A 24,010-nucleotide genomic window follows, 5' to 3' on the forward strand; every position below is an offset into this window, starting at 1 on the left:
AACGGCACTGCTGAATGTGTGACAGGGCGTGCCAGCAGCCGGGACTGATCGGCTATGCTTGCGCAGCGCACGGAACGTGAAACTGGCTCGGGACTCATGGATATCAAGTTCACCAATCGCCTGTCCTACAAGCAAGCCCGGCTGACGGTCCTGGTCGGCTTCATCCTGGGTACATTGCTCAGTCTCATCCAGATCGGCATCGATTATGCCAGTGAAGACGCCTCCATCAACCGCGAGATGCAGGCCCTGCTGCAAATCAGCCACAACCCTGCCTCGCGGATCGCCTACAACATCGATGCCGAGCTTGCCCAGGAACTCACCGGCGGCCTGCTGCAATCGCCGGCGATCACCCGCGCCAGGCTGGTCGACAACACCGACACGGTACTGGCCGACGCCCAGCGCCCCCGTCAGGAAAGCAGCTATCGCTTCATCAGCGACTTTCTCTTCGATGAAAGCCGCCAGTTCCAGGATTCACTGCTGCTCAGCCACATGCCGGACGACTACCTGGGCACCCTGTACCTGGAGGTCGATACCTTTCCGTTCGGCAGCCGCTTTCTCAAGCGCGCCGAAGTCACCCTGCTCAATGGTTTCATACGCAGCCTGATCCTCACCGGCATTTTGCTGGTGCTGTTCTACATCATGCTGACCCAGCCCCTGGTACGGGTGATCAGCGCCCTGGCCAGCAGCAATACACGCCATCCGGCCCGGTCCAGGCTGTCTTACCCGCCCGGGCACGAACACGATGAGATCGGCGTGCTGGTCAAGGTCGCCAACCAGCAGTTCGTCAGCATGGCCACCGAGATCGAACAACGGCGCAACGCCGAAAACCGCCTGACCGATTACCTCAACGAACTGGAGAACATCGTCTCGGCACGCACCAATGAGCTCAAGGCCAGCAATACCCGCCTGAGCCAGTCCAACGAGGAACTGGAAGAGGCCCGGCGCCGGGCCCTGGACATGGCCCAGGCTCGGGCGGCATTTCTGGCCAACATGAGCCACGAGATCCGCACCCCGCTCAACGGCCTGCTGGGCATGATCGCGCTGTCGCTGGACAGCCCGCTCAACGCTGAACAACGCCAGCAGCTGTCAATCGCCCACGACTCGGGCAAGGTCCTGGTGGAGCTGCTCAACGATATCCTCGACCTGTCCAAGTTCGACGCCGGCCAGCTGGAGCTCGAACGCATCCCGTTCGACCTCGGTGCCCTGGTCGAAGACACGGCCAACCTGCTGTCGCAGAATGCCGCCCCCAGCGTCGAGCTGACCTGTCTGATCGACCCGCGCTTTCCGTCCATGGTCCTGGGCGACCCTACCCGCGTGCGACAGATTGTCAGCAACCTGCTGTCCAACGCACTCAAGTTCACCCGTTTCGGCCGCGTCGATGTCCGCCTCAGCGCCACCCATGCCGGAGTGCGCCTGGAAGTCTGCGACACCGGCATCGGCATTCCCCGGGAAGCCCAGGTGCGGATTTTCCAGCCCTTCACCCAGGCCGGTGCCGGTATCACCCGACAATATGGCGGCACCGGTCTGGGCCTGGCCTTGACCAACAACCTGTGCGAAGCCATGCAGGGCCGCCTGAGCATCAGCTCCGAAGCCGGATTCGGCAGCCAGTTCAGCGCCGAGCTGCCCCTGCCCAGCCACAGTGCGGCCATCCCCGTCGGCCGCCTGCGCGGCAGCGTCGCCGCCATCAGCAATGCTGGCAGCGGCCTGGCGGAACTGCTGCAAACCGTGCTGCCGGCGTGGGGCGTGGACTATCGGCGTTATGACAACCCCCAAGCACTGGGCGATGCCTCACCCGACCTACTGATCACCGACGACCTGGACAGTCTGTTCGAGCTGCGCCCTGCCATCCGGGCGCCGATCCTGCTGGTCACCGCCTATGGCAATTTTCTCCCGGGTGAACAGGCCACGCACCTGGCGCCGCTGCAACAACAAGCCCGACCACTGGCACGCAACGCCCTGTACCAGGCCCTGCGCCGCACGCTGCAGGGTGCCGACAGCATCCACCCGTACGCCCACGACGGCGCCCTGCACAGCGAGCGCCGCGCACGCATCCTGCTGGTGGAAGACAATCCGGTGAATCAGTTGGTGGCCAAAGGCATGCTGGCCAAGCTCGGCTGCGAGGTGAGCATCGCCGCCCACGGCGCCGATGCCCTGGACCACCTGGAGCGCAGCCAGTTTGACCTGGTGCTGATGGACTGCAACATGCCGGTCATGGACGGCTACGAGGCCAGCCGGCAGATCCGCCAGAGCGGCCGCTGGCCGGAGCTGCCGATCATTGCCCTGACCGCCAACGCCATGCCCGAGGAGCGTGAGCGCTGCCGGGCGGCGGGCATGAGCGACTACCTGGCCAAGCCCTTCCGCCGCGAAGAGCTACTGGCCCTGATCGATCACTGGGTGCCGCTGACCGCTAGCTGAGCAGCTTCTCGATCGAGCCGACCAGTGCCTCGGGCTTGGTGCTCGGCGAATAGCGGGTGACTTTGCCGCTGGCCGGGTCAAACAGGAACTTGGTGAAGTTCCACTTGATTCCCTGGGAACCCAACAGCCCCGGCGCACGCTTTTTCAACTCGACGAACAGCGGGTGGGCACCGGCGCCATTGACCTCGATCTTGCGAAACAGCGGAAAGCTGACGCCGAAATTGGCCTCGCAGAACTGGGCGATTTCCCGGGCATCACCCGGTTCCTGCTTGCCGAACTGGTTGCAGGGAAACCCCAGCACCACCAGGCCTTGGTCCCGGTAGTGCTGCCAGAGTTGCTCAAGCCCCTTGTACTGGGGAGTAAAACCACACTGGCTGGCGGTATTGACCACCAGCAGCGCCTTGCCCTGGAAATCGCCCAGGACCTTCTGCTCACCGGCCAGGGTGACGCAGGGAATGTTCAGCAGCGAGTCGGCCATGACGCTCTACTCCTCTGTCAGCGTGGAACCAGGTCCAGGCAGACCGAGTTGATGCAATAGCGTAGCCCGGTCGGCGGCGGACCGTCGGGAAATACATGCCCCAGGTGGGCATCACATGTCGAGCAGGTCACTTCGGTACGGATCATGCCGTGGGACGTGTCGCGAATCTCGATCATCGCGCTGTCCTCGATCGGCTCATAGAAGCTGGGCCAGCCGCAGCCTGAGTCGAACTTGGCCTTCGAATCGAACAATGGCGCATTGCAGCAGATGCAGTGATAGACGCCGTCGGTCCGGGTGGAGTTGTACTTGCCGCTGAACGGGCGCTCGGTGCCCTTGAGGCGACAGACCTGGTACTGGGCGGGGTCGAGCATCGCACGCCATTCATCCAGGGTTTTCTCGATCTTGTCCATATGCAGGCCTCGGCAAACTAAAAACCCCGCACGGTGTCTTTTCCACAGCGCGGGCGGCACGTATATTATTGCGCCTCATCAGACATCAGTCTGGCACCCGCGTTACACGCATTTCAAACGATTTCACAGCGCAGTGCGCGGCGATCTTTTCTAATCGGGATCACATCATGCAGGTCAGCAAATCGAACAAGCTCGCCAATGTCTGCTATGACATTCGCGGCCCGGTGCTCAAGCACGCCAAACGCCTGGAAGAGGAAGGCCATCGCATCCTCAAGCTGAACATCGGCAACCCGGCACCCTTTGGTTTCGAAGCGCCGGATGAAATCCTCCAGGATGTGATCCGCAACCTGCCGACCGCCCAGGGCTACAGCGACTCGAAAGGCCTGTTCAGCGCGCGCAAGGCAGTGATGCAGTACTACCAGCAAAAGCAGGTCGAAGGTGTCGGCATCGAGGACATCTACCTGGGCAACGGCGTTTCCGAGCTGATCGTGATGTCGATGCAGGCGCTGCTCAACAACGGCGACGAAGTGCTGATCCCGGCCCCGGACTACCCGCTGTGGACCGCCGCCGTGAGCCTGGCCGGCGGCAACCCGGTGCACTACCTGTGCGACGAGCAGGCCGACTGGTTCCCGGACCTGGACGACATCAAGGCCAAGATCACCTCCAACACCAAGGCCCTGGTGATCATCAACCCGAACAACCCGACTGGCGCGGTGTATTCGCGCGAGTTGCTGCTGGGCATGCTGGAACTGGCGCGCCAGCACAACCTGGTGGTGTTCTCCGACGAGATCTACGACAAGATCCTCTACGACGAAGCCGTGCATATCAGCACAGCGTCGCTGGCCCCGGACCTGCTCTGCCTGACCTTCAACGGCCTGTCCAAGTCCTACCGGGTAGCGGGCTTCCGCTCCGGCTGGCTGGCCATCTCCGGACCCAAGCAGCACGCCCAGAGCTACATCGAAGGCATCGACATGCTGGCCAACATGCGCCTGTGCGCCAACGTACCGAGCCAGCATGCCATCCAGACCGCACTGGGCGGCTACCAGAGCATCAACGACCTGGTCCTGCCGCCAGGCCGCCTGCTGGAGCAGCGCAACCGCACGTGGGAACTGCTCAACGACATTCCCGGCGTGAGTTGCGTCAAGCCAATGGGTGCGCTCTACGCCTTCCCGCGGATCGACCCGAAGGTCTGCCCGATCCACAACGACGAGAAGTTCGTCCTCGACCTGCTGCTCTCGGAAAAACTGCTGATCGTCCAGGGCACGGCCTTCAACTGGCCGTGGCCGGATCACTTCCGCGTGGTCACCCTGCCTCGGGTCGATGACCTGGAACAGGCCATTGGCCGTATCGGAAACTTCCTGAAGACTTATCAGCAGTAACCTACAGGCACTTTCGAAAATGCCTGCGCCCTCTCGGCGCAGGCCTTTCAGACCAAGCCCCCACCTCTTGTAGGCCTCGACGCTCTGGCGTGCGGGATGACGGATTTCGTCTGTAATACAGAGAAGTACACAGTTTGAAATAGTCGCCCTGTTGAATCACTGGGTCCCGCGCCTTATATACCCCGCATACGTGACATTTTTATCCGTCAGGAGACCGTAACAACCATGATGCGCATCTTACTGTTTGTAGCCACCAACCTTGCGGTCGTGCTGATTGCCAGCATTACCCTGAGCCTGTTCGGCTTCAATGGGTTCATGGCGGCAAACGGGGTTGACCTCAAGCTCGACCAGCTACTGATTTTCTGCGCCGTGTTCGGCTTTGCCGGCTCGCTGATCTCGCTGTTCATCTCCAAGTGGATGGCGAAGATGAGCACCGGCACCCAGATCATCAGCCAGCCGCGCACCCGCCACGAGCAATGGCTGTTGCAGACCGTCGAAGAGCTGTCCCGCGAAGCCGGCATCAAGATGCCGGAGGTGGGTATCTTCCCGGCATACGAGGCCAACGCCTTCGCCACCGGCTGGAACCGCAACGATGCCCTGGTCGCGGTCAGCCAGGGCCTGCTGGAGCGTTTCTCGCCCGATGAAGTCCGCGCCGTGCTGGCCCACGAGATCGGCCACGTCGCCAACGGCGACATGGTCACCCTGGCGCTGGTGCAGGGCGTGGTGAATACCTTCGTGATGTTCTTCGCACGCATCATCGGCAACTTCGTCGACAAGGTGATCTTCAAGAACGAAGAAGGCCAGGGCATTGCCTACTACATCGCGACCATCGTCGCCGAATTGGTCCTGGGCATCCTCGCCAGCATCATCGTCATGTGGTTCTCGCGCAAACGCGAGTACCGCGCCGACGAAGCCGGTGCCCGCCTGGCCGGCACCAATGCGATGATCGGCGCCCTGCAGCGCCTGCGCTCGGAGCAAGGGGTGCCGGTGCACATGCCCGACACCCTGAACGCCTTCGGCATCAACGGCGGCCTCAAGCAAGGCCTGGCCGGCCTGCTGATGAGCCACCCGCCGCTGGAAGATCGTATCGAGGCCCTGCGCCGTCGCGGCTGATCGACACAGCAATGAAAAAGGGCGACTCAGGTCGCCCTTTTTTTTCATCAACGCTGTAGGCGATACACCCGCTCGTACAAGCTCGTCATCCCCGCCTCAAGGAATTTCGGGCTGTCCTCGATCACATCCCGGGCCTCCAGCGCCTCAAGTTGCCAGGCCGCGAACAGCTGCTGCACTTCCTGATCGGGTACCGAGAAGGGTGGCCCGTCCAGCAGCTGCTGGTCGTAATCCAGGGTGATCATCAAGCCGCTGCAGCCCTGGGGCAGGTTGTCAGTCAGATGCGCGGCATAGCGCTCGCGCATGGCCGGCGGCAAGGCGATCACGGCGGCGCGATCGTACAGCCTGGTGCAGTCACCGATATCCTCACGGCCCAGGGCGAAGAAATCACCGCACCACAACTCCAGGTTGTCGTGCCGATAGACCTTGAAGGTCCCCCGCTGACTGATCTGTGGCTGCAACTGCTGCTCGGCAAAAAACTGCTCGATGGCAAGCTGGGAAAGCTCTACACCGAGTACGTGATGCCCCTGCGCAGCCAGCCAGACCAGGTCCAGACTCTTGCCGCACAAGGGCACGAGCACCTTGCCGGTTGCGGGCAAGGCCAACTGCGGCCAGTACTTTTGCAGGTAGGCATTGACCTGCCCCTGATGAAACCCGATCTGGTTATCCGCCCAACGCTTGTGCCAGAACTCCGCCTGCATGGCATACCTCGAATATTTCGATCAAATAACACTAAAACTTATATTAGATTTAGATTAATGACCTGATTGAAGATAGCTCCATCTTAACCTTCAGGACCTTTCTCATGCTGCCCAGCCTGTTTATTTCCCACGGCTCGCCCATGCTTGCCCTGGAGCCCGCCGCCAGTGGCCCTGCCCTCGCCCGCCTGGCCGCAGAATTACCCAGGCCGAAGGCCATTGTCGTGGTCTCGGCGCACTGGGAGAGCCATGAGTTGCTGGTCAGCAGCAGCGCGGCGCCTGCGACCTGGCATGACTTCGGCGGATTTCCGGCGGCGCTGTATGCCGTGCAATACCCGGCCCCGGGCGATCCCGCCCTGGCCCAGCGCTTGAGCGAACTGCTCTGTGCCGCCGGCCTGCCCGCCCGCCTCGACCCGCAACGCCCCTTCGACCACGGCACCTGGGTGCCGCTGTCGCTGATGTACCCCAAGGCGGACATCCCGGTGGTGCAAGTGTCACTCCCCACCCGGCTCGGACCGAAGCTGCAGGAACAGGTGGGCCGCGCACTGGCCGGCCTGCGTGAAGAGAACATCCTGCTGATCGGCTCTGGCAGCATCACCCACAACCTCGGCGAGCTGGACTGGCATGCCGGCCCGGAAAGTGTCGAGCCCTGGGCCCTGGCGTTTCGCGACTGGATGGTCGACAAGCTGACGGCGAACGACACCCCTGCCCTGCATGACTACCGGCAACAGGCGCCGTTTGCCGTGCGTAGCCATCCCAGTGACGAGCACCTGTTGCCACTGTACTTCGCCCGCGGTGCGGGTGGGCGGTTTGGCATCGCCCACCAGGGATTTACCCTCGGCGCACTGGGGATGGATATCTACCGGTTTGATTAACCTGTAGGAGCGGGCTTGCCCCGCGATGCAATTTGCCAGATGTATCTCATCGCGAGGCAAACCCGTTCCCACAGGCAAAAAAAATCCCCGAACCAGTCGGGGATTTTTTTATCGCTCGCGGATCAGTCTTCGCGGTAGCGGCGCAGCTTCAGCTGCTTGCCGGCAACACGGGTGTCCTTGAGCTTGGCCAGCAGACGCTCCAGGCCCTCTTCCGGCAGCTCGACCAGACTGAAGCTGTCGCGCACCTGGATGCGGCCGATGGCTTCGCGGGCCAGGCCGCCTTCGTTGAGGATGGCGCCCAACAGGTTCTTGGCGGCGATACCGTCACGCGCACCCAGCGCGGTACGGCAACGGGCACGGCCTTCAGCCAGCGGCATCGGCGCGCGACGCTCACGCTCGCCACGTTCCGGACGCTCACCGGTGCGCTCACGCGGGGTGTAGGTCGGCACCAGCGGCTGCTCTTTTTCCACCGCTTCCAGGGTCAGGGCCTGACCGTTGGTGGCTTTGCGCAGCAGGGCCGCGGCCAGGGCACGTGGGCTGCAACCGATGTCGGCGGTCAGGCGATCGAGCAGATCACCATGGGTCGACTCAGCGTCGGCAACCAGCGGTGCCAAGCTGTTGGTCAGCTTCTTGATGCGCGCATCGAGAACGGCCTGGGCGTTCGGCAGGCGAACTTCGGCAACCTTCTGACCGGTCACACGCTCGATAACCTGCAGCATACGACGCTCACGCGGGGTGACCAGCAGCAGTGCACGGCCTTCGCGACCGGCACGGCCGGTACGGCCGATACGGTGAACGTAGGATTCCGGGTCGTACGGCATGTCGACGTTGAACACGTGAGTGATGCGCGGTACGTCCAGACCACGGGCAGCGACGTCGGTGGCGACGACGATGTCCAGACGACCATCCTTGAGCGAGTCGATCACGCGCTCACGCTGGTTCTGGGCGATGTCACCGTTCAGCGCAGCGGCTTTGTAGCCTTTGGCTTCCAGGGCGCTGGCCAGGTCCAGGGTGGCTTGCTTGGTACGCACGAAGGCGATCAGCGCGTCGAACTCTTCCACTTCCAGCAGGCGCAGGACAGCGGACACCTTCTGGTCGGCATGGACCATCAGGTGGGCTTGTTCGATCGCGGTGACGGTCTGGGTCTTGCTCTGGATCTTGACGTGCTTCGGCTCGCGCAGGTGGCGCTCGGCGATTGCGCGGATCGAGGCTGGCAGGGTGGCCGAGAACAGAACGGTCTGGCGGCTTTCCGGCATGGCCTTGAAGATGACTTCCAGGTCATCCATGAAGCCCAGCTTGAGCATTTCGTCGGCTTCGTCGAGCACCAGGTGGTTGACGGTCGCCAGGACCTTTTCGTCGCGACGCAGGTGGTCGCACAGACGGCCCGGGGTAGCAACGACGATTTGCGCGCCATTGCGGATTGCTTTCAGTTGTGGGCCCATCGGGGCACCACCGTACACGGCCACCACGGTTACGCCCGGCATCTGCTTGGCGTAGGTTTCGAATGCGGTGGCAACTTGCAGCGCCAACTCACGGGTTGGCGCCAGGATCAGGGCTTGCGGCTCGCGCTTGCTCGGGTCGATGCGGTTCAGGATAGGCAGTGCGAAGGCAGCGGTTTTACCGGTACCTGTCTGCGCCTGACCGATCATGTCGTGACCGGCGAGAATAATCGGGATCGATTGCTGCTGAATGGCCGATGGCTCTTCGTAGCCTGTGGCCAGCACTGCAGCAACAATGCTCGGATGAAGATCGAGAGCGGCGAAGCCGCCGGTTTCCTGGGTCATGGGTCTGCCTCTAAGTGCATCCGCAAAGACCCATGCTCCAAAGCTGCACATGCCTTGTAAGACCCGAAGGTCACCCTGGCAGCTTTGTCGGCGGGGATTTGCGAAAACGATTGAAGAAAAATAGGAACGTCAAGGAGAGTCCGCGGGGCGGACGCGCAGCCGAAGCTGGCTTCGGGGAATTGCACACCTTAAACGAGGTCCGGTAAAAGACCGGCGCGTACTATACCTGAATTCGCCATTTACGGGAGATTTTTTTATTGCAACGCACAAGCCCCAGGCCCCGTCTCGACGGTGCCCGGGATGGTGATGGGGCTGGCGGCTGAATCGATTATCCGCCGCCGGCCCGACAACCCGGCTCAGGACGCCGGCCGCAGCGTGTCAATCAACGACTGCAAGGAGTAGCCCAGGCGTGGCGCCAGGGCCTGGGCGCGGGCATTGAGGCCCTCCAGATCGAGCGTCTGGTCGAGGTCGGCCGGGACCATGAGGATCACGTTACCCTCCTTGACCGGCAACTCCCAGTAGTGCCGATGGTAAAGCCCGCGCAGCAGCGCCGCCCCCAGGGGCTTGCCGTCATCGCCGGCCCACTGGTTGATCACCAGCCAGCCACCGGGATTGAGGCGCTTCTGGCAGTTTTCCAGGAAACGCCAGGCCAGGTGAGCGACACCCGGGCCGTGGTCGGTATACAAGTCGACGAAAATCAGGTCGGCCGGCTCGGCAGTGTCCAGCAGCTCCACCGCATCACCGATACGAATGTACAGGCGCGGGTCGTCGTCCAGCCCCAGGTACTCGATGGCCAGGCGCGGCACATCGGGACGCAGCTCGATGGCTTCGACATCCTCCAGCGGCAGGAACTTCAGGCAGGCCTGGGTCAGGGTACCGGCGCCAAGACCGAGGAACAGCGCGCTCTCAGGCTCCGGGTGGCACAGCGCACCGATCAGCATGGCACGGGTGTAGTCGTACTCCAGCCAGCTCGGGTCGGCGGTAAACACGCAGCTCTGCTCGATGGCCTCGCCGAATTCGAGGAAACGATAGTCCTCGACTTCCAGCACGCTGATGGTGCCGTACTCATCCTGCACCTGGGCCAGCAGCCGCTCCACCCGTTCCTCTGTCATGCTGTCTCCCGGCACACGCCGTTACCCCAGGCAAAAACCGCCATTGTCCGTCAATGGCGCCAGTGCAACAAGGCGCGCGGCAACTGTTAAGATGGCAGGCAGCCCTTCTACGACAAGACCGAGCCCGTGATGAAGCAACCCTGGAGTCCTGACAGCTGGCGTGCCCTGCCGATCCAGCAACAACCGACCTACCCCGACGCCGAGCACCTGCACAAGGTCGAGCAGACCCTGGCCAGCTATCCGCCGCTGGTCTTCGCCGGCGAAGCCCGGGAGTTGCGCCGACAGTTTGCCGAGGTCACCCAGGGCCGGGCGTTCCTCCTGCAAGGGGGCGATTGCGCCGAAAGTTTCGCCGAGTTTTCCGCTGCCAAGATCCGCGACACCTTCAAGGTACTGCTGCAGATGGCAATCGTCATGACCTTCGCCGCCGGCTGCCCGGTGGTCAAGGTCGGGCGCATGGCCGGGCAGTTCGCCAAGCCGCGCTCGGCGGGCGATGAGACCATCGGCGGGGTGACCCTGCCGGCCTACCGGGGCGACATCGTCAACGGCATCGGCTTCGACGAAAAAAGCCGGGTGCCGGACCCTGAGCGCCTGCTGCAGGCCTACCACCAGTCCACCGCCAGCCTCAACCTGTTGCGCGCCTTTGCCCAGGGCGGCTTTGCCGACCTGCACCAGGTGCACAAATGGAACCTGGATTTCATCGCCAACTCGGCCCTGGCGGAAAAATACAGCCAGCTGGCCGACCGTATCGACGAAACCCTGGCCTTCATGCGCGCCTGCGGCATGGACGGCTCGCCGCAACTGCGGGAAACCAGCTTCTTCACCGCCCACGAAGCCCTGCTGCTCAACTATGAAGAAGCCTTCGTACGCCGCGACAGCCTGACCAACGACTACTACGACTGTTCGGCGCACATGCTATGGATCGGTGACCGCACCCGCCAGCTCGACGGCGCCCACGTCGAGTTCCTGCGTGGGGTCAACAACCCCATCGGCGTCAAGGTCGGTCCGAGCATGGACACCGACGAGCTGATCCGCCTGATCGACGTGCTCAACCCGGACAACGACCCGGGCCGCCTCAACCTGATCGTGCGCATGGGCGCCAACAAGGTCGGCGAGCACCTGCCACGGCTGATCCAGCGGGTCGAGCGCGAAGGGCGCAAGGTACTGTGGAGCTCCGACCCCATGCACGGCAACACCATCAAGGCCAGCAGCGGCTACAAGACCCGCGACTTCGCGCAGATCCTCAGCGAGGTCAAACAGTTCTTCCAGGTGCACCAGGCCGAAGGCAGCCATGCCGGCGGCATCCACATCGAGATGACCGGGCAGAACGTCACCGAATGCATCGGCGGCGCCCGGCCCATCACCGAGGACGCCCTGTCGGACCGCTACCACACCCACTGCGACCCGCGCATGAACGCCGATCAGTCGCTGGAGCTGGCCTTCCTGATTGCCGAGACCCTCAAGCAGGTCCGGCGCTGAAGGCACTGCAGGCGAGCGCCACGCGCAGGCGTGCGGCGCTCGCCTGCGGGCAGTTCAACTGCACCCGCGCCAGGCCCAGCCAGGCGGCCATGCGCCACAGGCTGTCGGCCAGGGCCTGCATCCCCGCCTCATCCAGTCCCGTCGCTTCTTCATGCACCGCGTGTACCGCCAGTCGGTCCTCGGCGCGTTCGGCACGCAGGTCGACCCGGGCGGTAATCCGTTCGTTGTGCAGGAACGGCAGCACGTAATAGCCGTACACCCGCTTGTGCGCGGGGGTGTAGATTTCCAGGCGATAACGAAAGTCGAACAGGCGCTCGGTGCGGTCACGCTCCCACACCAGCGAATCGAAGGGTGACAGCAAGGCGCTGCTGGCGACCTTGCGCGGCAGACGTGCGCACGCCTGGTAATAGGCCGGCTGCGACCAGCCCTGCACCGAACAGACCTGCAGCGTGCCCTCCTCGACCAGCTCGGCCAGTCGCAGGCTACTGTCTGTTGGCGCCAGACGAAAGTAGTCACGCAGGTCCTTCCCGGTGGCCACGCCCAGCGCGCCCGCAGCGTGCAACAACAGCCCGCGCTGCGCCTGGTCCTCGCTCATGGCCGGTTGTTGCAACAAGGCCGCAGGCAGCACCCGCTCGGGCAAGTCGTACAGCCGCTCGAACCCCCGGCGCCCGGCCACATTGACCAGACCGGCGGCGAACAGCCATTCCAGTGCATGCTTCTCCGCGCTCCAGTCCCACCAGGGGCCGGCGCGCTCCTGGCGGGTCGACAAGCTGCCGGCGCCCAACGCCCCCTGCTCGGTAACCGCCGCCAGCACCCGGGCAATGGTCGCCTGCTGTTCGCGACCAAAGCGCGCCAACTGTTGATAAATGCCCTGCCCCTGGCGTGCCCGCTCCATGCGCCAACGCAGCAAGGGATACAGTTGCAGCGGCAGCAAGGAAGCTTCATGCCCCCAGTACTCGAACAGTTTGCGCTGACGATTGCTTCCCCAGGCGAGCTGGTCCAGCAGTGCCTGTGGATAACTGCCCAGACGGGAAAACAGTGGAAGGTAGTGCGAACGCACCAGGGCATTGACCGAATCGATCTGCAGCGCGCCCAGACGCTCGATCATCCGGCCCAGTTGGGTTGCACGAACGGCGGGGCCGGCCTGGCGATTGCCGAAGCCCTGGGCAGCCAGGGCCAGGCGACGCGCTTGAGCCTGGGAAAAGGACTGTGTAGTGGGCATGTCCGGCTCCTTGTGAACAGGCCCACCAACAGTAGTCGTGGCACCTCCCTGGCGCGACTCATTTTTTCAGCGGGTCATCCCAGAATGGGCGTTCCACCTCCTGCCAGACATCGGCACGGCTCATGCCGATATCGTGCAGCGCCGCATCGCTCAGGCGCGCCAGTTCCATGCGCTGGGCATGCAGTTGGCGCCAGCGCGCCAGTTGCTCGACAGCGCCGTGGATCAGGTGGGAAAACCCGCCGTGGTGAGGCTGGGGATGCATCAGGACAAAACCTTTCTGACCTTTCATCGACTTACCCTCCGTGTTGGATGACGTCAGTCTCTGCCCGGTACTAAGATCAATCCAACGAATGTTCCTGATGCAACACATCTAGGAGATTGATGCCTTGTCCCAGTACCAGAGTATCGATTCCGAGGTCCTGCGCACCTTCGTGGCCATTGCCGAACACGGCGGCTTCACCCGCGCCGGCGAAGTGGTCAACCGCACCCAGTCGGCGGTGAGCATGCAGATGAAGCGCCTGGAGGAGGACATCATTCAGCGCCAGCTGTTCGAGCGCGATGGCCGCCAGGTGCGCCTGACCGCCGAGGGCCAGGTCCTGCTGGGCTATGCCCGGCGCATCCTTAAACTGCATGGGGAAGTGTTCAACACCCTGCGCATGCCGCACATGGTCGGGCTGGTGCGCATCGGCACCCCGGACGACTACGCCATGCGCTTTTTGCCGGGCATTCTCTCCAGCTTCGCCCAGACCTACCCGCTGATCCAGGTGGAGGTCCATTGCGAAAGCTCGCGGCAACTGATCCAGCGCCAGGACCTGGACATGACCATCATCACCTGCGAGCCCGGCCATGAGGTCGGTCAGTTGCTGCGCCGCGAGCGGGCGGTGTGGGTCCAGGCCCAGGGCTTCTGCCCCCATGAGCACAATCCACTGCCGCTGGCGGTGTACAACACCGATTGTTGTTGCCGCACCTGGGCCTGCAACGCCCTGGATGCGATCGAAAAGGAGTACCGCATCGCTTACACCAGCGCCAGCACTGCCGCGATCATGGCGGTGGTCAGTGCCGGACTGGCGGTTACGGCGCAGTTGCAGAGCCTGATCACCAGTGAACTGCGGGTGATCGGCGAGGCCGAAGGCCTGCCGGGACTGCCCACCGCCAGCATCATGTTGCTGCGCAACAACAGCAGCCAGTCGCCGATGACCGACTGCATGGCCGACTACATTGCCGAAGGCTTCAGATCTTGAACGCGAGCATCACCGCACAGAGCACCAGGAAGCCGCAGAACAGTGAACGCAGGACCTTTTCCGGCAGGGCATGAGCCAGTTTCACCCCCCAGCTGATACTCAGCAAACCGCCCACGGCCAGGGGAATGCCCATGCTCCACTGCACATGCTGGTGCAAGCCGTAGGTCAACAAGGTCACGGCCGTGCTGGGCGCCGCCAGGGCCAGGGACAACCCCTGGGCGACCACCTGGGTGGTGCCGAAAACGCTGGTCAGCACCGGTGTTGCCACCACCGCCCCGCCCACCCCGAACAGGCCGCCCAGCACGCCGGCACCACCGCCGAGCACACCGAGCCAGGGCCAGGGATGGCGCATCTCGCTGCTCGGCTGCGCCGCGCCCATGAACATGCGCGCCACATTCCAGGCCGCCAGCGCCACCAGGAACAGCACGAAGCCGAACCGCATGGCCTGGGCATCGACCCCCACCGCCCAGATCGAACCGAGCCAGGCAAAAACGAAGCCGGCCGCCGCCAGCGGCAAGGCATGGCGCAGTTCGATGCGTTTACGCTGGTGATAGCGCCACAGCGCCAGCAGCACGTTGGGCACCACCATCACCAGGGCCGTGCCCTGGGCCAGTTGCTGGTCCAGGCCAAACAGCACGCCAAGCGCCGGGATCGCAATCAGCCCGCCGCCAATGCCGAACAGCCCGCCCACCGTGCCCAGTGCCGCGCCCAGCGCTATGTACATCACCCATTCGATCATTGCCACCTCTGACGAAATCCGATTCGGGCATGCTACTGATCTGGTGCTAGCGGGGAAACGCACAGCAACGCACAATGGCTGTGCCATTTACGCAAAAGCAGACGACGGCACATGAACCCTGACGCCTTGACCGAACAACTGAGCCTGTTCCTGGATGTACTGGAAACCGGCAGCTTCTCCGCCACCGCCCGCCGCCACCCGCTGACCCCATCTGCCGTGGCACGGCGCATCGATGCGCTGGAAAGTGCAGTCGGCAGCCGCCTGTTCATCCGCAGCACCCACGCCGTGCGCCCGACCCCGGCCGGCAACGCCTTCGCCGAACGCGCCCGGCGCATCGTCGAAGAACTGCGCCTGGCGCGTGCCGAGGCCGTGTCGCTGAGCAATGCCCCGGAAGGCCTGATCCGCATCGATGCCCCGGCCGCCTTCGGTCGCCGCCACCTGGCACCGGCCATCGCCGACTTCCTGGTGGCCTACCCCGGGCTCGACGTGCAGTTGCGCCTGATCGACAGTTTTGTCGACCTGCACGGCTCGCACCTGGGCGAAGTAGACCTGGTGTTGCGCGCCGGGCCCCTGGCCGACACCCGCCTGGTGGCCACGCCCCTGGCCTATATGGTCCGCGTCGCCTGTGCAAGCCCGGCCTACCTGGCCGCTCGCGGTATTCCTGCCACCCCGGTCGAGCTGCCGGAACACGACGGGCTGGACTGGGATGGCCTGGCTCCACCTTTCGCCTGGCGCTTTTCCAGCGAAGGCCAGATGCGCCTGTATCGCCCGACCCGCATGCGCATGAGCGCCAACAATGCCGAAACCCTGCTGTTCGGCGCTCTGGCGGGCCTGGGTATCGCTCATCTGCCCACCTGGCTGATCAGCGACTACCTGCTGCGCGGCGAGCTGTTACCGCTGTTCTGCGAAAACGGTTTGCCGGCCGCCGAATCCAGCGGCATCTACGCCCTGCGCCTGGAACATGAAACGAACTCTCGCAGCCGCTTGCTGCTCGAATTCCTCAAGAGCCGCTTCAGCCCGGTGCCGCCTTGGGACCTTGCGCTGCAAAGCGGGCTGCGCTGGTAATCAGCGCACTAATGAACAGCGTGCTAAATTCAAAGGATCAATTGATCAAGGACCCGCATGAACGCCGACACCAAAGCCCCCGCCCCTGGTAACGAACTGCTGCTGGACAACCAGGTGTGCTTCGCCCTGCACTCCACTTCGCTGCTCATGACCAAGGTCTACAAGCCGCTGCTGCAGGCGCTGGGCCTGACTTATCCACAGTACCTGGCGATGCTCGTGCTGTGGGAACAGGACGGCTTGACCGTGGGCGAGATCAGTCATCACCTGCTGACCGATCCGGGCTCCCTCACGCCCCTGCTCAAACGCCTTGAAGCCGAGGGTCTGCTCAAGCGCACCCGCAGCCGTGAAGACGAACGGGTGGTGCTGGTCCACCTGACCGACCAGGGCCGCGCCCTGCACGCCCGGGCCCAGCGTGTTCCACCCTGCATCCTGGCGGCCAGCGGACAAACCGTTGAACGCCTGCAACAGCTGCAGACCGAGTTGCTGGAACTGCGCGCCAACCTGCAAAAAAGCCTCTGACGTCTATGCTGTGAGTGGCCGTTTGAACCTGTGGCCGAAAATTAACTTGCGCACTAAATAATTGCACGCTAAGTTAATCCCCATACCCACTCAGCGCCGCGGCGCAACACTCAAGCGAGGCTCAAGATGCAAAAGGTCACTCCGCTTTACATTGCCGAAGCCACATCCACCGGCGGTCGCGACGGCAGCTCGCGTTCCAGCGATGGCAAACTCGAAGTCAAGCTGAGCACCCCCAAGGAACTGGGTGGCGCGGGGGGTGAAGGCACCAACCCCGAACAGATGTTCGCCGCCGGCTACTCGGCCTGCTTCATTGGCGCCCTGAAGTTCGTTGCCGGCCAGCAGAAAAAAGCGCTGCCTGCCGACAGCTCGATCACCGCCAAAGTCGGCATCGGCCAGATCCCTGGCGGTTTCGGTCTGGATATCGACCTGAACATCAACCTGCCAGGCCTGCAACAAGCCGAGGCGCAAGCGCTGGTAGACGCAGCCCACCAGGTTTGCCCTTACTCCAACGCGACCCGCGGCAACGTTGATGTGCGCTTGCACGTCACGGTCTGAGGGTAAATCCCAGGCATAAAAAAACCCGGCCAAGGCCGGGTTTTTCGTGGGCGCAAGAATTACTTCTTGGAACGGCCCTTGAAGCTGTTGTCGCGGGTGTCGATGTCGATCCACTCGTCGATCTGGATGAAGTCAGCAACGCTGATTTCAGTGCCGTTCTTCAGCTTGGCAGGTTTCATGACCTTGCCCGAGGTGTCGCCGCGAGCAGCGTTCTCGGTGTAGACAACCTGACGGCTGATGGTGGTCGGCAGTTCTACCGACACCAGGCGGCCTTCGAAGAACACGGCTTCGCAGATGTCTTCCATGCCTTCTTCGACGAACGGCAGAACGGCCTCGATGTCTTCGGCGTTCAGTTCGTACATGGTGTAGTCGGTGGTGTCCATGAAGGTGTAGGAGTCACCGCTGATGAACGACAGGGTCGCTTCTTTGCGATCCAGGATCACGTCGTCCAGCTTGTCGTCCGCACCGTAAACGGTTTCGGTCTTGTAACCGGTCAGCAGGTTCTTCAGCTTGGTCTTCATGATCGCGCTGTTACGGCCCGACTTGGTGAATTCAGCTTTCTGAACCAGCCACGGGTCGTTGTCGATCCGCAGTACGGTACCGGGTTTCAGTTCTTTACCAGTTTTCATTACGTGATATCCGAATTTGGATGGATTTACAAAAATCGAGGCCGCGTATCATAGCCAATTTCGGTAAAACTGTACCAGCGCCGTGGCGAGGTCCGGCTGAGCGGCCTGAACGGCGCTCCAGCGGCGCGCATGCCGGTCGAGCTCGTCCCAGTGCTCAAGCACCTGTCGCCAGGCCTGACCCATGTCGCGGTCCATGTTCCAGGCGCGCCACAGATCGACGATGGCCGCCTTGGCCGGCTGCGACAACCCCTCGACGTAGTGATCGAGAAACGCCTCGAGTTTTTCCCAATGGGCGTATTCTTCCTGCACATAGATGTGCCAAAGCAGCGGACGCCCCGCCCATTGCGCACGCACGAACGAGTCTTCGCCACGCACGGCGTTGAAGTGGCAGCACCAGAGTAGCTGGTCGTACTCATCCTGGCTGACGAACGGCAGGATATGCACGGTCAGGGCGCCACGGGTGGCCACACTGCCCACCTGCAGGGCGCCCTCGCCCAGCCAGGCCTGCACGTCCCCCAGAATACGCCCCTCGGGCACCAACAGATGGTTGGCACGACTGTCGGCCGCCAGCGCATCGAGCCAACTGCCCAGGCCCGGGTTCTCGTAGGCGAACAACGAGATCAGGCGCGAGCCTTCGGCTGCCGTCACCCCCAGGCGCTGGAGAAAGGCCTGGCGCGCAGCCGGGTCCTGCTCGAACGCTTCGCGCCGCGCCAGCAGGGAAGCCTCGCGAAGCAATCCCCCGGTCCTGGCAGTAAAGCCCGGAAAGAAAAACACCTTGCGCAGGCCGTTGGGCTGCGGCGATGGCAAGCCATGGCAGCCTTCGACCCAGTGTTCGGCGCTGAGGTATTCCAGGTTCAGCCACAACGGCGCACGCTCACAGTCGAGCATCGTCTGCACGTACGCGGCCGGCAGCTGACAGGCAAAGGCACCGATGACGACATCGGCGACCGGCGTCGGCTGCCAGTCCGCCAGCCAGTGGCAGACTTCGACGCCCTGCTGCCATTGCTGAGCCGCCAGGGGATCGACTTGCGGGCAGATGCGCGCAAAGGCGCCGAGGTCATCCACCCACAGGCGCACGGCAACCCCCTGCTCGGCCACCAGCTGCCGGGCCAGGCGCCAGGTCACGCCGATGTCGCCGTAGTTGTCGACGACACAACAGAAGATGTCCCAGTTCGCTTTCATCGCTGGCCCCTTGGAAAAAGCGCCGATTGTCCGGGTAAATCATCGCAGACAAAAGCGTGGCACGAAAAAAACCCGTTGCGGCATGCGACAATGGGCCTCCGTCCCGGCCAGGAGGCCATCATGCCCCGCCCTCGCGAACTGAAAATCACCCTCAAGCCTGTGCAGTTGATCCTGTGCGTTGCCCTGGGCCTGTGGCTCGGTGCCGTCGCCATTGCCTTGAGCCTGTGGCTGGCCGGGCGCCTGCTGCCTGAAGCGGTACAACCCCTGGGCCAGGTGCTGAGCCCACCGGCAACCGTCCCGATTGCCCCGCTGACGCAATCCGATCCACAGCGCCAGATGTTCGAGCAATACCAAGCGACCCTGCGCAAACAGGAACTGCAGCAAGCCCGGGAACAAGCCGAAAGCAGCGTGCATAACCTGTCCAACCCCAACTGCCAGTTCTGGCTGCAACAGAACCGCACCGCTCCGACCGAAAGGAGTCGTGCCCTCGTCCTGGAATTGTGCAACTGACGCCATGAACAAAGCCGACCTGCTGCAACGCATCATCGACGCCCTGGGCGCCGACCTGGAGGTGGTCCAGCGCGCCGCGCAAACCGCCTATGAAGCGGCCACCGCCGAAGAAAATATCGCCGAGAACAAGTACGACACGCTGGGCCTGGAAGCCTCCTACCTGGCCACCGGACAAGCCCGGCGCATGGAAGAGATCCGTCAGGCACGCAAGGCGTTCCAGCAATTGGTGCTGCGCGACTACGACCCGGCCTGCGGCATCCAGGTCAGCAACCTGGTGACCCTGGAGGCGGAGAATGGCAGTTGCCAGCGGCTGTTTCTCGGGCCGGAAGGCGCGGGTTTGAAGATCGGTAAGGGTGAGCAGTTGATCACGGTAATTACCCCACGCTCGCCTTTGGGGCAATGCCTGCTGGGAAAACGTGAGGATGAAGAGGTCAGTCTGCTATTAGGTGGCGTACCCCGGTGCTTTGTCGTGGTCGCAGCGGAGTGAAACGACCTCAAGGCCTCTTCGCGGGGCAAGCCCGCTCCTACCGGCGGGCTTGCCCCGCGATGCCTTTCAAATCCCCAGCGCATCGAACCGCCGCGCCAGCCCCTGCGCGGCAAACTGCTCGATGATGAAGTCGATGAACGCCCGGGTCTTGCCCGGCAACAGCCTGTGCTCGGCGTAATACAGGGAAATGTTGCCATCATCCACATACCAGTCCGGCAGCACCCGCACCAGGCTGCCCGCCTGCAGGTAAGGCACGGCGAACGGCATGCTCACCAGTGCCACCCCCAACCCCTGCTGGGCGACGCCACAGGCGGCCTCCGAATCACTCATGGTCATGCGCAGGCGCAGGTTCAACGGGCTTTGCTCCTGCTGGCGACTGGTCAACGGCCAGGAACGCACTCGCCCGGTCTGAGGTGAGCGGATCAAGATGCCGTCCAGTTCCTTGAGGTCGGACGGCCGCTGAATCGGCGGATGGCGTTCGAGAAACGCCGGGGCAGCCACCAGGATCCGGTGCGCCGGGGTCAGTTTTCGCGCCACCACGCCCTGGGGCAGGTCGAAGCCACCCCCAATGGCGGCGTCGAAGCCCTGGCCGATCAGGTCGACCTGGCGGTTATCGAAATGCCAGTCCGGGCTGATGGCAGGATAGCGCCGCAGGAATTCGGCCAGCAGCGGCACGATATACAGGCGTCCGAACACTGTACCCATGCTCACCTTCAAGGTGCCCGCCGGCTGCCCTTCAGCGCTGGCGAGGTTGGCCACGGCATGCTGGATGGTCTGGAAGCTGCTGGCGACCTCGCCCAGGAAACGCTGGCCAGCCTCGGTCAGGGTCAGCCGCCGGGTGCTGCGCTGGAACAGCCGAACCCCCAAGCGCGCCTCCAGGCGAGCGACGTTCTTGCCCACCGCCGCCGGGGTCAGGCTCAGGCGCCGGGCGGCCTCGGCGAAGCTGCCGACTTCGGCGCTGCGCACGAAGCATTCGATACTGCTGAAGGTTTCCACGGGCTCGATTCCATACTTCTGGTTTACACAGACTATAGCGATTACCGGCTACCCAGCGGGTAATGCGCCATCGATACTGAGCCCCATCCAAGGCATCCGGCCTTGTTCTTTCGGGAGCACAACATGTCGACTCAAACCCGCCTCACCGGCAAGGTTGCCCTGATCCAGGGCGGATCACGCGGCATCGGTGCCGCCATCGTCAAGCGCCTGGCCGCCGAAGGCGCCAGTGTCGCCTTCACCTACGCCAACGCCACGGCCCAGGCCGAAGACCTGCAACAGCGCATCATCGCCAACGGCGGCAAAGCCCTGGCCATCCAGGCCGACAGTGCCGACGCCCGCGCCGTGCAACAGGCCGTGGAGCGGACGGTGGCCACCTTCGGTGGCCTGGACATCCTGGTCAACAACGCAGGCGTGCTGGCGGTCGCCCCCCTGCTGGAGTTCGATCTGGAGGATTTCGACCGCACCCTGGCGGTCAATGTGCGCAGCGTTTTCGTCGCCACCCAGGCCGCGGCCCGGCATATGGGCCAGGGCGGACGTATCATCAATATCGGCAGCACCAATGCCGAGCGTATGCCGTTCGCCGGCGGCGGCCCGTATGCCATGAGCAAGTCGGCACTGGTCGGCCTGACCCGTGGCCTGGCCCGCGACCTCGGTCCGCTGGGCATCACCATCAACAACGTGCAGCCCGGCCCTGTGGATACCGACATGAACCCGGCCAAGGGCGAATTCGCCGAGAGCCTGATGGGGTTCATGGCGGTGGGCCGTTACGGTGAAGTCGAGGAAATCGCCAGTTTCGTCGCCTACCTGGCGTCCCCGGAAGCGGCGTACATCACTGGCGCCAGCCTGACCATCGACGGTGGCTTTGCCGCCTGATGCAATCAGCTGGCATCCCGGGCAGCCAGGCTGTGCTCGATCATGCGCACGAACGCCCTGGCTGCCGGGGTCGGGTGCTGCGACCAGATCGCATACAGGTGGCGTCGTGGCGCATCGCGCACCGCGGCCGTCGCCACCTCGTTGAAGCCACTGGCAATGCGTGCCGGCACCAGGCCCACGGCCAGGGCACGCTGGACGAATTTTTCCACCAGGCGAATGTTGCTCACTTCGAACTGCACCCGATGCGGCACACCCGCAGCGGCGAAGGCTTCGTCCGTCTGCCGACGGGCACCGGTGCCCGCGGGAAAGTCCACCAGCGGCTGGTCCTGCAGATGTGCCAGCGACAAGCCTTCGACTGCCGCCAAGGGATGCCCGACCGGCAGCACCGCCACCAGTTCTTCTTCGGCCAGCAAGCGGTACTCGACCCCTTCCAGACGCTCGCCCGGCCAGACGCCGATAAAGCCCACGTCCAGGCGACGCTCCCGGACATCGGCAATCAACAACTCACTCTTGGCCATCAGCCAGCGAATATCCACCTTCGGGTACTGGCGATGAAAACCGGCCAGCAGGTCGACCAGGTCAAGCTCGGTCAAGGAGGTGATTTCACCGATGGACAACTGCCCGCGCACCTCGCCACAGGCTGCCGCCACGTCCTCGGCAATACGCCGGGTGGCTTCCAGCGCCGGGCGGGCACTCTGCACGAAAGCCTCTCCAGCCGGGGTCAGGCGCACCCGCCGTGAGCTACGCTCGAACAGGCTGACACCCAGGGTCTCCTCCAGGCGGGCAATCTGGTGGCTCAAGGCCGACTGCACCACATGACAGCGCTCGGCAGCGCGGGTGAAGCTGCCCGTGTCGGCCACCGCCAGGGCATATTCGATCTGCTTGAGGTTCATGGATTGATCTATTTTCAAGATGGATAGAATGAAAACGATACATTGGCGTCATGCTAGCGCATTTCCGATACTGTCACTCCCCAACTACCACTGATCGAGACGGTCCATGACCTCCTCCACGACTACCCTGAGCCGCGGCCTGATCCTGCTGATGGCAACCGCCACCGGCCTTGCCGTGGCCAGCAACTACTACGCCCAACCGCTGCTGCACAGCATCGCCGAGCATTTCGGCCTGACCACCGCCAGCGCCGGGGCCATCGTCATCGCCGCCCAGCTGAGCTATGGCGCCGGCTTGTTGCTGCTGGCGCCACTGGGCGACCTGTTCGAACAACGCCGCCTGATCGTCAGCATGATCGGCATCAGCACCCTGGGCCTGCTGATCAGTGCCGTGTCCCCCGGCCTGCCCTGGCTGTTGCTGGGCACCACCCTGACCGGCCTGTTCTCGGTGGTCGCCCAGATACTGGTACCCATGGCCGCCGGCCTCAGTGATCCGGGCCAGCGCGGTCGGGTGGTCGGCACCCTGATGAGCGGCCTGCTGCTGGGCATCCTGCTGGCGCGCACCGCGGCCGGCTTCATGGCCGAACTGGGTGGCTGGCGCAGCATCTACCTGCTGGCGGCGGCGCTGATGGCGATCTGCGCCATCGCCCTGTGGCGCGCCTTGCCCGAACGCCACCAGCATGCCGGGCTCAATTATCCCGCGCTGATCGCTTCGGTATTCCGCCTGTTCGCCGAAGAACCTATCCTTCGCCTGCGCTCGTTGCTCGGCTTGCTGGCGTTCAGCCTGTTCGCCCTGTTCTGGACGCCTTTGGCCTTTCTCCTCTCGGCAGCGCCTTATCACTACTCCGACGCGGTGATCGGCCTGTTCGGCCTGGCCGGTGCCGCCGGCGCGCTGTCGGCCAACTGGGCCGGACGCCTGGCCGATCGCGGCAAGGGCCCGCTGGGCACCACGGTCGGCCTGCTGGCGTTGCTGCTGTCCTGGGTGCCGCTGGGCTTTGCTCAATCGTCGCTGGTGGCGTTATTGATCGGCGTACTGGTGCTGGACCTGGCGGTACAGCTGGTGCACGTGAGCAACCAGAACGCGGTGATTGCCCTGCGTCCGGAAGCCCGCAACCGCCTGAACGCCGGGTACATCACCTGCTACTTCATCGGCGGTGCGCTGGGCTCGCTGCTCGGCACCCAGCTGTTCCAGGCCCGGGGCTGGCACGGTATTGTCGTCGCCGGCTTCATCATCGGTAGCCTGGCCCTGCTGGTCTGGGCCCTGGCCGAGCGCCAGCGCAGCCTGAGGACACGCACGGCCTGATCGATATCGCGCAGATCCCGGGCGACCCTCCGTCGCCTGAGGATTGACTTGTTCAGGTCTCT

Annotated in this window: 24 protein-coding genes and 1 pseudogene; 13 read left to right on the top strand and 12 right to left on the bottom strand. The window is 63.7% G+C overall.

What is annotated here, in order from left to right; genetic code table 11:
- Nucleotides 1-54 precede the first annotated feature (54 nt).
- Nucleotides 55-2,415, top strand: coding sequence for a response regulator (locus tag ACIQUS_RS10615; protein ID WP_403046469.1), 2,361 nt, complete (start codon nucleotides 55-57; stop codon nucleotides 2,413-2,415).
- On the opposite strand, the gene ACIQUS_RS10620 is transcribed toward ACIQUS_RS10615, so the two are convergent.
- Complete coding sequence (locus ACIQUS_RS10620) at nucleotides 2,408-2,893, bottom strand: glutathione peroxidase (RefSeq protein ID WP_403046471.1); 486 nt, start codon at nucleotides 2,891-2,893, stop codon at nucleotides 2,408-2,410. The genes ACIQUS_RS10615 and ACIQUS_RS10620 overlap by 8 nt on opposite strands.
- A 17-nt stretch (nucleotides 2,894-2,910) precedes the next feature.
- Nucleotides 2,911-3,303 (bottom strand): peptide-methionine (R)-S-oxide reductase MsrB, encoded by a 393-nt coding sequence (gene msrB, locus ACIQUS_RS10625; RefSeq protein ID WP_403046473.1) that lies wholly within the window; start codon nucleotides 3,301-3,303, stop codon nucleotides 2,911-2,913.
- Between the two features lie 167 nt (nucleotides 3,304-3,470).
- Here msrB and ACIQUS_RS10630 point away from each other — a divergent pair, with 167 nt between their 5' ends.
- Both ACIQUS_RS10630 and htpX read left to right on the top strand, forming a co-directional pair.
- Complete coding sequence (locus tag ACIQUS_RS10630) at nucleotides 3,471-4,682, top strand: pyridoxal phosphate-dependent aminotransferase (protein ID WP_274112816.1); 1,212 nt, start codon at nucleotides 3,471-3,473, stop codon at nucleotides 4,680-4,682.
- Nucleotides 4,683-4,907: 225 nt separating this feature from the next.
- A complete protein-coding gene (gene htpX, locus ACIQUS_RS10635) occupies nucleotides 4,908-5,795 on the top strand; it encodes a protease HtpX (RefSeq protein ID WP_130265684.1) in 888 nt (295 codons plus the stop codon).
- A gap of 47 nt (nucleotides 5,796-5,842) precedes the next feature.
- Here the strand turns inward: htpX and ACIQUS_RS10640 are convergent, their stop codons facing one another.
- Complete coding sequence (locus ACIQUS_RS10640; protein WP_403046479.1) at nucleotides 5,843-6,493, bottom strand: thiopurine S-methyltransferase; 651 nt, start codon at nucleotides 6,491-6,493, stop codon at nucleotides 5,843-5,845.
- 104 nt (nucleotides 6,494-6,597) lie between these two features.
- Here ACIQUS_RS10640 and ACIQUS_RS10645 point away from each other — a divergent pair, with 104 nt between their 5' ends.
- Nucleotides 6,598-7,365: a DODA-type extradiol aromatic ring-opening family dioxygenase gene (locus ACIQUS_RS10645; protein WP_403046482.1), complete on the top strand. Its 768-nt coding sequence runs from the start codon at nucleotides 6,598-6,600 to the stop codon at nucleotides 7,363-7,365.
- Nucleotides 7,366-7,487: 122 nt separating this feature from the next.
- Here ACIQUS_RS10645 and ACIQUS_RS10650 read toward each other — a convergent pair.
- Nucleotides 7,488-9,183 (bottom strand): annotated as a pseudogene (locus ACIQUS_RS10650) (DEAD/DEAH box helicase).
- 322 nt (nucleotides 9,184-9,505) lie between these two features.
- Complete coding sequence (locus tag ACIQUS_RS10655; protein ID WP_403046485.1) at nucleotides 9,506-10,261, bottom strand: spermidine synthase; 756 nt, start codon at nucleotides 10,259-10,261, stop codon at nucleotides 9,506-9,508.
- A 129-nt stretch (nucleotides 10,262-10,390) separates the two neighbouring features.
- Between ACIQUS_RS10655 and ACIQUS_RS10660 the strand changes: the two genes are divergently transcribed.
- Nucleotides 10,391-11,737 (top strand): class II 3-deoxy-7-phosphoheptulonate synthase, encoded by a 1,347-nt coding sequence (locus ACIQUS_RS10660; protein ID WP_403046488.1) that lies wholly within the window; start codon nucleotides 10,391-10,393, stop codon nucleotides 11,735-11,737.
- Here ACIQUS_RS10660 and ACIQUS_RS10665 read toward each other — a convergent pair.
- Nucleotides 11,718-12,959: a winged helix-turn-helix domain-containing protein gene (locus ACIQUS_RS10665; protein WP_403046491.1), complete on the bottom strand. Its 1,242-nt coding sequence runs from the start codon at nucleotides 12,957-12,959 to the stop codon at nucleotides 11,718-11,720. The genes ACIQUS_RS10660 and ACIQUS_RS10665 overlap by 20 nt on opposite strands.
- A gap of 58 nt (nucleotides 12,960-13,017) precedes the next feature.
- Nucleotides 13,018-13,248 carry a DUF1127 domain-containing protein gene (locus tag ACIQUS_RS10670; RefSeq protein WP_403046494.1) on the bottom strand — a complete coding sequence of 77 codons (231 nt, stop codon included), beginning with the start codon at nucleotides 13,246-13,248 and terminating at the stop codon, nucleotides 13,018-13,020.
- Nucleotides 13,249-13,345: 97 nt separating this feature from the next.
- Between ACIQUS_RS10670 and ACIQUS_RS10675 the strand changes: the two genes are divergently transcribed.
- Entirely contained in the window at nucleotides 13,346-14,200 is an 855-nt protein-coding gene (locus ACIQUS_RS10675) for a LysR substrate-binding domain-containing protein (protein WP_403046497.1), read from the top strand.
- On the opposite strand, the gene ACIQUS_RS10680 is transcribed toward ACIQUS_RS10675, so the two are convergent.
- Nucleotides 14,190-14,939, bottom strand: a complete 750-nt coding sequence (locus tag ACIQUS_RS10680; protein WP_403046500.1) for a sulfite exporter TauE/SafE family protein — start codon at nucleotides 14,937-14,939, stop codon at nucleotides 14,190-14,192. The two genes, ACIQUS_RS10675 and ACIQUS_RS10680, sit on opposite strands and share 11 nt — an antisense overlap.
- A gap of 111 nt (nucleotides 14,940-15,050) precedes the next feature.
- Between ACIQUS_RS10680 and ACIQUS_RS10685 the strand changes: the two genes are divergently transcribed.
- From ACIQUS_RS10685 to ACIQUS_RS10695, 3 genes are all read left to right on the top strand, one after another.
- Nucleotides 15,051-16,004, top strand: coding sequence for a LysR family transcriptional regulator (locus ACIQUS_RS10685; protein ID WP_403046503.1), 954 nt, complete (start codon nucleotides 15,051-15,053; stop codon nucleotides 16,002-16,004).
- 57 nt (nucleotides 16,005-16,061) lie between these two features.
- The gene (locus ACIQUS_RS10690) at nucleotides 16,062-16,523 is read left to right on the top strand and encodes a MarR family winged helix-turn-helix transcriptional regulator (RefSeq protein ID WP_403046505.1); all 462 of its coding nucleotides are present in this window, start codon (nucleotides 16,062-16,064) and stop codon (nucleotides 16,521-16,523) included.
- A gap of 126 nt (nucleotides 16,524-16,649) precedes the next feature.
- Nucleotides 16,650-17,078, top strand: a complete 429-nt coding sequence (locus tag ACIQUS_RS10695) for an organic hydroperoxide resistance protein (protein WP_403046507.1) — start codon at nucleotides 16,650-16,652, stop codon at nucleotides 17,076-17,078.
- 59 nt (nucleotides 17,079-17,137) lie between these two features.
- Here the strand turns inward: ACIQUS_RS10695 and efp are convergent, their stop codons facing one another.
- The gene (gene efp / locus ACIQUS_RS10700; protein ID WP_403046510.1) at nucleotides 17,138-17,707 is read right to left on the bottom strand and encodes an elongation factor P; all 570 of its coding nucleotides are present in this window, start codon (nucleotides 17,705-17,707) and stop codon (nucleotides 17,138-17,140) included.
- Between the two features lie 48 nt (nucleotides 17,708-17,755).
- Nucleotides 17,756-18,889, bottom strand: a complete 1,134-nt coding sequence (gene earP, locus ACIQUS_RS10705) for an elongation factor P maturation arginine rhamnosyltransferase EarP (protein WP_403046512.1) — start codon at nucleotides 18,887-18,889, stop codon at nucleotides 17,756-17,758.
- Between the two features lie 120 nt (nucleotides 18,890-19,009).
- Between earP and ACIQUS_RS10710 the strand changes: the two genes are divergently transcribed.
- Both ACIQUS_RS10710 and ACIQUS_RS10715 read left to right on the top strand, forming a co-directional pair.
- Nucleotides 19,010-19,399 carry a hypothetical protein gene (locus ACIQUS_RS10710; RefSeq protein ID WP_403046514.1) on the top strand — a complete coding sequence of 130 codons (390 nt, stop codon included), beginning with the start codon at nucleotides 19,010-19,012 and terminating at the stop codon, nucleotides 19,397-19,399.
- 4 nt (nucleotides 19,400-19,403) lie between these two features.
- The gene (locus tag ACIQUS_RS10715; RefSeq protein ID WP_403046516.1) at nucleotides 19,404-19,886 is read left to right on the top strand and encodes a transcription elongation factor GreAB; all 483 of its coding nucleotides are present in this window, start codon (nucleotides 19,404-19,406) and stop codon (nucleotides 19,884-19,886) included.
- 66 nt (nucleotides 19,887-19,952) lie between these two features.
- Here the strand turns inward: ACIQUS_RS10715 and ACIQUS_RS10720 are convergent, their stop codons facing one another.
- Nucleotides 19,953-20,882: a LysR family transcriptional regulator gene (locus ACIQUS_RS10720; protein ID WP_403046518.1), complete on the bottom strand. Its 930-nt coding sequence runs from the start codon at nucleotides 20,880-20,882 to the stop codon at nucleotides 19,953-19,955.
- 123 nt (nucleotides 20,883-21,005) lie between these two features.
- On the opposite strand from ACIQUS_RS10720, the gene ACIQUS_RS10725 reads away from it, so the two are divergent.
- Nucleotides 21,006-21,755: a 3-oxoacyl-ACP reductase family protein gene (locus ACIQUS_RS10725; RefSeq protein WP_403046520.1), complete on the top strand. Its 750-nt coding sequence runs from the start codon at nucleotides 21,006-21,008 to the stop codon at nucleotides 21,753-21,755.
- 5 nt (nucleotides 21,756-21,760) lie between these two features.
- On the opposite strand, the gene ACIQUS_RS10730 is transcribed toward ACIQUS_RS10725, so the two are convergent.
- Complete coding sequence (locus ACIQUS_RS10730; RefSeq protein WP_403046522.1) at nucleotides 21,761-22,648, bottom strand: LysR family transcriptional regulator; 888 nt, start codon at nucleotides 22,646-22,648, stop codon at nucleotides 21,761-21,763.
- 106 nt (nucleotides 22,649-22,754) lie between these two features.
- On the opposite strand from ACIQUS_RS10730, the gene ACIQUS_RS10735 reads away from it, so the two are divergent.
- Entirely contained in the window at nucleotides 22,755-23,948 is a 1,194-nt protein-coding gene (locus ACIQUS_RS10735; protein WP_403046525.1) for an MFS transporter, read from the top strand.
- Nucleotides 23,949-24,010 lie beyond the last annotated feature (62 nt).

Source organism: Pseudomonas sp. NPDC090755 (assembly GCF_044769005.1).
In the GTDB taxonomy this organism is placed as follows: Bacteria; Pseudomonadota; Gammaproteobacteria; order Pseudomonadales; family Pseudomonadaceae; genus Aquipseudomonas.